At 61.6% G+C, this 9952-nt stretch carries 6 protein-coding genes and 1 pseudogene; 2 read left to right on the top strand and 5 right to left on the bottom strand.

All coding sequences use genetic code 11. The features are described 5' to 3' along the window. Nucleotides 1–193 (top strand): annotated as a pseudogene (locus VGL01_RS13335) (methylmalonyl-CoA decarboxylase); the annotation flags it as partial. 2 nt (nt 194–195) lie between these two features. Here the strand turns inward: VGL01_RS13335 and tssF are convergent. The 5 genes from tssF to VGL01_RS13310 all read right to left on the bottom strand — a co-directional run bounded on the left by tssF (nt 196) and on the right by VGL01_RS13310 (nt 9165). Further along, nucleotides 196–2034: a type VI secretion system baseplate subunit TssF gene (gene tssF / locus VGL01_RS13330; protein ID WP_331570012.1), complete on the bottom strand. Its 1839-nt coding sequence runs from the start codon at nt 2032–2034 to the stop codon at nt 196–198. A 70-nt stretch (nt 2035–2104) separates the two neighbouring features. After that, complete coding sequence (locus VGL01_RS13325; RefSeq protein ID WP_331570010.1) at nt 2105–2371, bottom strand: PAAR domain-containing protein; 267 nt, start codon at nt 2369–2371, stop codon at nt 2105–2107. Nucleotides 2372–2381: 10 nt separating this feature from the next. Next, the gene (locus tag VGL01_RS13320; protein ID WP_331570008.1) at nt 2382–4037 is read right to left on the bottom strand and encodes a type VI lipase adapter Tla3 domain-containing protein; all 1656 of its coding nucleotides are present in this window, start codon (nt 4035–4037) and stop codon (nt 2382–2384) included. Further along, nucleotides 4034–6343, bottom strand: a complete 2310-nt coding sequence (locus VGL01_RS13315; protein ID WP_331570006.1) for a T6SS effector phospholipase Tle3 domain-containing protein — start codon at nt 6341–6343, stop codon at nt 4034–4036. The genes VGL01_RS13320 and VGL01_RS13315 overlap by 4 nt, the downstream gene beginning before the upstream one ends. Nucleotides 6344–6360: 17 nt before the next feature. Further along, on the bottom strand, nt 6361–9165 hold the full coding sequence (locus VGL01_RS13310; RefSeq protein ID WP_331570004.1) for a type VI secretion system Vgr family protein: 2805 nt from the start codon (nt 9163–9165) through the stop codon (nt 6361–6363). A gap of 478 nt (nt 9166–9643) precedes the next feature. Between VGL01_RS13310 and VGL01_RS13305 the strand changes: the two genes are divergently transcribed. Next, on the top strand, nt 9644–9952 hold a 309-nt coding region (locus VGL01_RS13305; RefSeq protein ID WP_331570002.1), incomplete at its 3' end, for a hypothetical protein.

Raw genomic sequence — 9952 nt, 5'->3', positions numbered from 1 at the left:
GAAGGCGCCGCTTGCGATCGCTGCGGTCAAAGAGCAATTGCGCGTGTTGTCCGATATGCGTGCGCTGCCCGCGAGCGCGCTCGGGCGCATCAGCGAGATTCGCCGCCGCGCGTATCAAAGCGCCGATTTTCGGGAAGGTATTGAAGCGTTCAGGGAGAAGCGACCCGCGGTCTTCAGCGGTGCGCAGGGGTGAGCTCAGACGATTGGCTTGGTCCCCCACACCGGTTTTCCGCTCACGAGCTCGGCGCCGTTTTGCCCGGAGACCAGCAGGAGCTGAACGAAGCTCGTTGTCGGGACATAGTTGGCGAAGACGCTTTCGAGCACGCCGGCAAAGGCGCTCAACGTACAGTCATGGAGCGCTTGGTCATCGACCATGAGCCGTACGAGCAGTCCGAGGACGAACATCGGCTGCGGCTCGGTCTCGGTCCATCCCCTGACAGACTGGCGCCGTAGCCCCTGCAGGCTGGCGATATGTCTGTTCGACTCCGCAGCGTTCGGCCGGGCGTGCTGCGCCATCAGACCTTTGAGCGCGGGCAGGCCGGCTTGATCGAGTGTCACGGGATTGGCCGCCATCGTCGAGATCAACTCCCACAACCGCCAGCGCTCGATGGGGGGCGGCATGCTTTCCGTCGGGCAATGCAGCAGTACGATTCGTCCGGCCAGGGCGTTGTGCTGGAGGACGAGGTCGCCGTCCGGTTCGCCGATCGACAACGAAGCGGGCAAGTTCCCGTTCGTGCAATGCAGCTCGGCATCGACTTGCTGCTCCTGAGATTCGATCGGCTGCCCACTCTCGTCGACGAGCGAAATCAGCATGTCGTGTCCGGGAAGGAATTCGGCGAGCCGAGCATCGCGACTCGCAAGCCAATAGATCGATGAGCGAGGGTCGGTTCGATGGTGGAGCGTCGACCGATACGGCATGATGGGCGTGACCGTGTCGCCGATATCCCGAGTGTCCGTGAGGCGGACGCTATCGACCGAATAGACCGTAGCATGCGCTGCGGTGAGCGTATCGGGTACGACCGGGTAGACGGCGAACTGCATCGATTCGGGTGCAATCGGCGCCGCGGAGCGCTGGAACAGGTTGACGACCGGCGTGCAGAACAGCTTGAAGTGGCTGGCGCTCAACTGTTGCGCCGCGCGAGCGCGTGGCGAATCCGGATGAAGGCGGCTGACGGGCAGGTGCAACATCACGCGATGGCAGCGCCCGGCGCAGCGCAGTAGTGCCCGCAGATCGATATCGATGAAATCGAACTTCTGCGGGAACGCGAAGTATTCGCGGAGCAGGCGGAATTGCGACGGGCGAGCGCCGGGGAGTTCGATCAACGCCTCATGTGTGTCGAAACCGACGCGCGAGAGTGGTATTCGTTCGAACTGTGTCCAGGCGCCGAGGCCGTCGGCTTCGACAAATGCAGTGCTGGTATGCAGCAGCAGCGCATCGATGACTGCGGCGACAGTGGCGCGTTCGCCGTCCACGAACAAGCGGACCGTTTCGGGCGTGGCGGGCCCGAGTTCGGCTCCGGGAACGGAAGACGAGAATGTGATCGACAGCAGCCCGGTCGTTTCTTGGGGCAAGGTCATCGAACGCGGCGCCGCCGATGCATTGAGTGCGTACCGAGCGTCGACGATCCGCAGCGGTGCGAGCGCTACATCGTAAGTGGTCCTGAACAGATATTCCTTGCGCGGTACCTTGAGCTCGGCACCTCGCTCGATCACGACGGGCGCTTGCAAGCTCGCGACCGCATTGCTGCCGCAGAATTGGGCGATCGAGCACGACGGGAACGGGCGCAAGAACTCGGGATAAGTCATCTCGAGCAGTGCGTGCGTGAACTCGGGAAAATCGTCTTCGATCCGCATGCTCGCGCGGGCATTGAGCAACGCCGCGGACTGGATAAGCCGCTCGACGTGGGGGTCGTCCGAGTGTTCGCCCGAGATGGCTAGCCTGGCGGCTACCTTGGGATAGCGCTGCGCGAACTCGCCGAGGGACTGGCGCAGGATCGCGAGCTCTCGCTCATACTCGGGCAATAGATCGTCCATCCGTTCCTGTATCGCGATGATGGTTTGCGGGAAAGCAACGCGGCGCCCTTTCGATGCGTGTCGCTGTCCGTCACGCGGAGGTGCCTGACGTTGGCATCGTCGAAATCAGTGCGGCGCCGCAGGACGTGCGGTGTCCGTCGAAGGCGACGGGTTTGCCGCGGACCTTCACGTTGGCGTTGCCCTCGACGATCACGCATTCGTGGCGGTCCTTTTCGCCGCACAAGCATCGATCGCCGACGCGTGCTACGCCTTTGTCGGCCACTTTCGACGACTCGCTCGCGGTGATGACTCGACAGCCTCGGTCGGTATGGTCTCCCAGCCGGATCACACCCCGCATCGTTCGATCCTTATCTCAGACGGAAGGGATTCGCACCGTGATTCTGTTTCGACCACGCTTGCTTGATCGAGGGCTCGGGCGGGCTCACCATGACGATGCTGGCCATGCCGTTCGGGCGGCGGTTCACGGTAGCGCTGGCGCCGCCCTCGTTATAGCTGGCGATCAGACCCAGGCCGAGCTGGATGAGCGGTGAGCTCACGCCTGTGTTGCCGATGCGTGCTCCGATGTCATAGCCTTCTTTTACCTCGTCGAGGTTCGGGGCGCTGTGGCCGGTTTGTGACAGCGCCTGATTGAGGGGGATCACCCAACGGCGGTCATCGGTGGTGTCGTAGAAGACGCGCTTGGGCTCGCTCCCGCCTGGAAGCGCGGAGGCGGCCTTGGCCCAGCCTGCTTTGATCGCTTCGGCTTGTAGAGCGGTTTTCAGCGGCTTGCCGTGATCGTCCGTCAGGCGGATGTCGACGGGGCGATGCAGATAGCCGAGCAAGGGGGCATTGTCGAATTGTCGCAACTGCCAGGTGGTCCACCGGACGGGGATATAGGGCGTAGGCGTGAATTGCCCCGGGCCCTGATTGCCAAGTGTTCTCCATAGCTCGGGGAGTTGCGTTTGCCACCAGTCGGCTTTGGGGACGAGCGCGCTGACGTATTCACCGTCTTCTTTGTCTTTCAGCTCCTGGAAGACGCGATCCTGCGCCCAGTAGAAATTCCACAGTTTGATGATGTCGTATTCGGTATTCGTCTTGTTGACGTTCGCGGTTTGTTCGACGGCGAACGGCCGAATCAGCTTATCGACACGGTCGGACCGTGTGACGAGGAGTGCGCCGACACTGTCGGGCATTGCGGGGATGATGTGTCCCGCCTGGGACGGACCGCCGCTGCCGGGAGCTCCGAGCAACGAACGTAACATCGAGCCGTCAATGGAGTAGACGAGCGCGGCGGGCACGTCGGAGTGGGTGTCGAAGAATGCAAACAGCTTGTCGATCATTGCGGCGCCATCGTTCGTATTGGCGTCTTCCTCCCAGAGGAAAATGCTGACGCCTAAGCCGGCCCGCTGGCGCGCACCCGCGATGCTCGTGGCTGGGCGGAATTGATTCTTCGGATCCCTCGGAGGCTGCCAGACGATCACGGGCACAGGCCACTGCTGCACTGCGTGGCGAACGGCCCCCTTAAACCCGATCCCTTTCGCCAGCGACATATCGTCCAATCGGCTCGTATCGTTATCGGGATAGTCTTCCGGGTTTTGGGAAAGAAAGCTCGCGTGATTGTCGGTCTTGGCCTCGATCCGTTGCCAGATTTCGGTGTTGAAAAGCTCGCCAGTGAATACGCCGACACCGCGTACCTCCAGAACGAAGTTTTCCCCCGATAAGGACAGCATTGCTGGCGACCCGTTAAAGCCTTGTGCAAGCACCGCCGATTCGCTGCGCGGCTGAGGCGAGGCTTCGGCAGGCGAAGCACTGGCGGGTCGATGCACCCATGCAAACGTCGCCGCATATGCAGCGACCAACAATCCCAACGCCCCCAAAACACCATTTCGAATGCTGCTGCCCATATTCGGCATCTCCTGGCCAGTCGATTCCCAATAACGGTAGTGATTGGACATCACATAGAGTGTCCAGATGATCGCGATCGACACGAATGCGACAACGTAAGGCCAGATGCGCGGCTTCATCGGACGTTGCTCCAGTCGCCCCAATTACGGGACATCTGATCCTGATAGAAGCGCTGTTCCGCTTCCATTTGCAGCACCAATGCGCGTTGCCGTGCTTCGTGGGCCTTCGGTGTCGGTTCGCTCGTCACAAGCGCAGGTGGGGCGTTGCCGACCAATGCCGTCGGGAAGATGCCCTTCTGGTAGTAGTTGAGGCAGGCCTCCAGCAAGCTCTTTGTTTCTTCGCTCAACCGACTGTAGTTTGGATTTCGCTTGATCTGACCTGCGACGTCCTCTGTGATCTTCCAATCCGCGAGAAGAACCAGCAACTCCCGCCAAACGGGATCGTCGAGCGTGACGGCCTGACCGATTGCGACATCCATCGCCGTGACCCAGCGATGATTCTCCGTACTGCGCAGCACGGCGGAATGGTAGTTGTTCGCCTCGCGTGCATCCGGATCGTTCGCCATTCGCTCGCGGGCCTCCTTCGGCGTTTCCTCACGCAGCAGCGCAAAGCTGCCGACCCCGTCAATCCCGCCGACTTTCCAATTCCACGATTGCTCGTCGCGCGGTTTGCCTTCGTTGAACGCCTTCTTACGACGCTCAAGATCCGCCTTCGGATTCATCGTATGTGAATCCGTAATCCACTCGAGCTTGGCGTATTGATTACCGAGAACGACGTTTTTGGTCACATCGTCAGGCGCCATGAACCCGGCGACATCCGCATGCCCGGGCCGTGGCCCGCCCTTGACGACCTCGCCGCCATAAAGCTGCGGCTCGCATGGCGGCTTGAGTTCCTCGCCGTTGACGAACCGGATATCGTTGTGCGCAAAGCTGGCCTGCAACGCCGCGTTCGTGCCCATCGTCGCAACGGTGCCGAGCATCGATGCGCCGGCGTTCGGTCCTGGTGTCCGCCGCTCGAACGGCTCGCGCACCGGAACGCGAGCCGCCTTGGTGCCGACGAGTACCTTCCGGTAGTTGCCGTCCCCGTTGTGGTCGCGCTCCATGCGTGTCCACATGCGCTGGTAGAACCGCTTCGGTGCAAGCGCCGTCATCGCGGCCATGGTCTTCCTCTTCGCGTCGCCGAGCAGCGCCTCCCCATCGGCGGGCACTTCGTCGGGCACGCCGAACGTCCCGATGCCGCGGACTTTCCTGAGGCCGACGACCGTATCCTCCGGGCAGAAATACAGATACACCTTGCCGCGATTGTCGCGTTCGTCGAATGTGATCCAGTTCTTGCCCCCGCGGTCCAGACGCTTGCCTTGCGTGGGCGTCCAATGTTTGCCGGTGCGGCCGCCCGACTTCTCGTGACCGATGAGCAGCTCGGCGAGACCAGGTATGTCATAGGGCTTTTCGGTTACCGCATTGACGATGTCGATCAGCGTTTTGAGCTTGGCATGTCCGGTTTGATCGCAGTCTTCGGTCTGATACAGGCTGTAGGGCGTATCGACCATGATGATGCAATCGGCGCAGCGCTCGCCTTTCTGCTTCAAGATCGCTTGCGCGAGTAGCGTCAGGATCGTGCCCTGACTGTGGCCCATGACGGTGATGGTTTCGTGCTGCGGATCCATCCCGTGCGCCGCGGCTACGGATTTCGGCTTGATCGTGCGAATCGTGCTGATCAAGTTGGCGAGGCGAGTAGCCGCAAGAACGAAATAGCGTCTATCGGGCGCATCGGCCGCATAGAGCGAATTGCCGCCGAGCGCGTTACGCGTCACGCTCCGTGTGAGCCAATCCGCCTTGAAGCCCGGCCCATACATGTCAGGGATATTGTTCGTCGCATTGGCAAAAAAGCCGCCGCCCTTGGCGAAGTGCGCATCGAGCCGGTTGCCGCGAATATCCTGATACTGCCCACGGGTCATCAAGTTCCCGTCGGCATCCGCGATACGGCTGGTGACATCTCCAGGATTGCTGATGCGGGCGATCTCGTCGTCTTGCGCGCGATAGCCCCAGTAAAACGGAATGAATCCGCTATGCGTGACGTTCTGCGTCTCGCTGCGTCGGTACAGGAACATATCCGGGTCGCTTAAGGTCTCGGTATCTTTCTCCGTGACTTCCGATGCGGACTTGCATGAAGCGGCTCGATAGTCGGCTCCATAGCTGCCCGCCCTCAGATCGTCCCGCGACAGCCGCTCGTTCAAACCCTGACACAAGCCTTCCTCGACGAACGAGTACACGGCGCCAGGATCGTTGACACCATGAATAAAAATCACGATGCCGGGCAAATCGCGTGGCACCTGCGCGGGACGATCGCCGGCGCGGTTGGAATGCGTGATCGCCGCGGCCCGGTTGACCACGTAATAATCGCTATCCGTATGAGCCTCAGCCATGGTCTCCCCCTTTACGCTCAAAGCGTTGGCTTCAGCATGTGGATCTCGAGGATGCGCATCGCGGGGTCCTTGACGAGCTCCGCCAATCCATCCGCGTCGGTCTTGCCGGCGATCACGCGACCGTCATCCATCGTGATCCGATAAGGCCGATGCGCGGCGCACGCGGGCGCCTGTGCCGCATCGCCTGGATAGTGCAACCGAAAACGTTGATCGGTCGGCGCGTTCTCGAAAGCCGCCTTGTGAACCTGCTGCGTCGACGGACCCTCCCAAAGATGCGAGGCTGCAAGTATCTTCGCGTCGCCGTTCGTACCAAGCGTGATGCCGTCTCCGATCTTGATATAGCTGCCGTCCTCGGCGACAAGACGTATCGTCGGCGCAGTCACGAGCACTTCGTTTTCGTTCGCGCCGATCTTCACGCCCTTTTGCGCATTGGCCGTCAACGTGTCGGCCTGGGCCTGCAACATCACCGGCCCTTCGCCGGCAATCGCCTGGATGCCGGTCCCGCGCGCGAAGCAGTGCATGCCTTGCCCCGCGGTGACGCTGAATCGTTGGCCGCTCATCAACTGAAGATGCTGCTGCGCGATTTGATCGATGTTTTTGCCGGCGTAGGTGAGATGAACGTTCGGCGTCACGTTGACGGAACCGGCGGCCGCACCGAACGCCAGGATCGCGTCGGCGTCGCTGGCGGCGGCAGCGCGCTCCGAGCCCGTGACCGCGTTCCAGTTCCGCAGCGCCGCGATGAGCGTCGCCTGCGCCGCCGAGTCGATCGCCGCGCCGCCGTGTTGGGCAGCATATTCACGAAGCGCGTCGAACAACGCAGTGCAGTCGCTCAACAACTGCATCAACTCTTCTCGATCGAGCTGATGTCCGTTTGCCTTGTTGCGCGCGAACGTCGTCAGCAAGATGCCTTTTGCCGCCCGCAACGCGGCGGCCGCATCGGTGCGCAGCTCCGCGCCTTCGCCTCGGCCCGCACCGTGTCCACTCGCGCGCGGATGCGTCAGATAACCCAGATTGACTTCACTGGCCGCGTGTTCGCTGGCCAGTTGGACGCTGATTTGAGACGGCGTGTCGTCGAAGCGCAGCTGGTTATAGCGCTGGCCATTCACTTCTTTCGTCTTCGTTCCCGAGAGATACCGGTTGCCCGGCAAGCTGCCGGCATGACTGAACGTTGCGGGCATATTGAGGCCGTTGTGAAACACACCGGCCACGAACATCTTGTCGGGATCGCCGTTGAGGAAATCCAGCAGGACTTCCATGCCTTTGCGTGGCAGCATGTCTTCGCCGAAATGCTCGCCCGCCCACCCGGTGAGGACGCGCACCGCCGCACTGTCGTTTTCGGTGCCGCTCGTTCCGGCGCCTTGCGCATGAGCGTGATCGTCCGGGTCGAGCCCCTGAATCTGAACGTAAATCCGCCCGTATTCGTCGCAGAACACCTCTTCGTCTTTCGGCGCGACGACCTTGCCGACGATCGGATACACCGGAGGAAGATCGCGACGCGGATCGTAAGACGGCGTGAGCGGCATCTTGCGTGGGACCGCCGTGAACGTATTCTCGTAACGGCTTTGCGCCGAGTCGAAGAAGGCGGTTGGCCGCGCGCGCGTATCGACCGAGATCGGCGGCGCGTCGAAACGCCAGCGGCTCGCGGCGAAAAGCGCTTGTGCGCGCTGGTTCAGATCTTTGGGCAGATTGTTTTCGCCGCGGTGATGCAGGCGCGTAACGGTGACGCGCCGATCCTCGTCGGATAGCCGATCAAACTCGGCGTAGCCCCGGATCTCGACCCAGTGACCGATCGCAAGGTCACGCACGCCGCCAGCACCCTCCGTACGCGCCAGCCGCGCGCCATGCGACATGACACGCGCCAGGCCGAGCCTGTCGTAGTCGTCCCAGGAGTCCGCGAAATGGGGCGAATCGATTCGGGAATCGGTAAGAAGCCGTCCCAGATCGTTTCCCGCGCTACCCTGGTCGACGCGGGTACGTCCGGCTATCTGGTCCATTCGGCACGGCTTGTAGTCCCAGCTCGTGCGACGTATCGAGCCGGGCACGAGCCGACGCCCGTCGGAAAGCATCGTGATGGCGTCGCGATCGCCGATCGCGGCGTCGGGCCGATAGACCACCGTCCCAGCCGCGCACTGCGTCAGCTTCGCTGCGTTGTCGAACAGCACCAACGTGTGTGCGGTATCGGCGCTGCCGCTGCGCGTGCGAGATGGACGCGCGCTCCCGCTCCCGGCTCGAATGAACCACCCGATGCCTTCGCGGCGGCACAAACGCCGAACGAATCCGGCGTCCGATTCGTCGAACTGGACGATCTGTTCGCGGGCCGGATACTTCTCGATGTCGAGCTTCGACATATCGACATCGAATGCGCCTGCGAGCGTCGCGCTCTTTTTGCGCCACTCGTAGACGAGTATCGCGACGATGTCGGGAACGCTCGCCTGGCGAAAGATCCGCGTGTTGATGCGCTGCTCGAGTACGGTCAGCGCATCCCGGACGACGAGCCGATAGGTGGCGAGCGAGCCGTCCGATTCACCTTCGTGTGCGTCGGTCACGAGGCCGCAGATCGAATGGAGTGCACCTCGGTCGGTCACGAGCTGAATGGCCAGCGGCGCGCCGATGAACGTATTGAGCGGCATACCCGCTCGCGGGGAGATACATGTGATCTCTCCGCTTATTCCGTCGCAAAGTGCCTCGTGAATATCGAGACGTTGCGGCAGGAGCAGGTCATCCAATTCCCGTGCGGATTCAGACCAGTTCAAGCGGAATGCGCGATTCGACTGCGACGGGAATGGTCTTTGAAACGCGCTCGCGATGTAATGATCATTCATGGCTCATTCTCTCGAATCTCGATTGAAATGCGCGGAGGGTGCGCCGTTCGGCATACGGCCACATGCCCGCACAGCACGTCACCTGCTTGCGAGCGGGGGCACCTTATCAGTCGAGTATCGGCGCTGTCAAACGTATCGGCCGGAAAGTTAGGCTGGAAATTAATGAGATGACGGAGAGCTATGTGAATTCAATGGTCGGCGCTGACGGCGCATGCCATGATTGGAATCGATGAGCGACTGAAATTTAGCTGTTTTGCTTATCTCATCTCTTTAGAACAATTCCTCGATTGAGTCTCGCCGCATTCAGAATTTATGTAAAACAATTAACGCCTATCTTGTGAATCGGTTGATCATGCAGATCGCGCCTTTGTCCGATATTTCCCGCAATCGGCGTTCTCGCCTCGATCTTTCGCTAGCGTGGTCGCCCCTTTAGCCAGCGAATGCGGCACACGCAGACGTGTCCGCACCGATGCCGCCTATGAAAACGCTCCGGTTGCGGCGCAGCCTGACGGCCCTGCGCAAACGAGTCAGCCGTTCGTTGAGCTGCCAGGCCGGGCTGCCAGGCCGTTACGACCGCGCGCTCCTGTTCGGCGGCGGCCTCGTGCTGACCGTCTCGATTCTCGCCGCAGCCGCCACCGGCATCGCACATCGCTTCGAGCGCTGCCTCGACGACTGGCGCGCGGCGTTTCTCGCTCAGCGCGATTTCGTCAACGCGTCGGTCGAGCGCAATCAGGCGCGCCTGCGGCACATGGTCGAGACCTACGAAGCGTTGGCTCACGTGCATGCG

The organism is Trinickia sp., assembly GCF_036503415.1.
Lineage (GTDB): Bacteria > Pseudomonadota > Gammaproteobacteria > Burkholderiales > Burkholderiaceae > Trinickia.
This window is presented reverse-complemented; position numbering and strand designations above follow the sequence as displayed.

Coding starts and splice junctions, on each gene's coding strand:
- tssF (WP_331570012.1), bottom strand. CDS start 2,034: ATGGACGATCTATTGCCCGAGTATGAGCGAGAGCTCGCGATCCTGCGC.
- VGL01_RS13325 (WP_331570010.1), bottom strand. CDS start 2,371: ATGCGGGGTGTGATCCGGCTGGGAGACCATACCGACCGAGGCTGTCGA.
- VGL01_RS13320 (WP_331570008.1), bottom strand. CDS start 4,037: ATGAAGCCGCGCATCTGGCCTTACGTTGTCGCATTCGTGTCGATCGCG.
- VGL01_RS13315 (WP_331570006.1), bottom strand. CDS start 6,343: ATGGCTGAGGCTCATACGGATAGCGATTATTACGTGGTCAACCGGGCC.
- VGL01_RS13310 (WP_331570004.1), bottom strand. CDS start 9,165: ATGAATGATCATTACATCGCGAGCGCGTTTCAAAGACCATTCCCGTCG.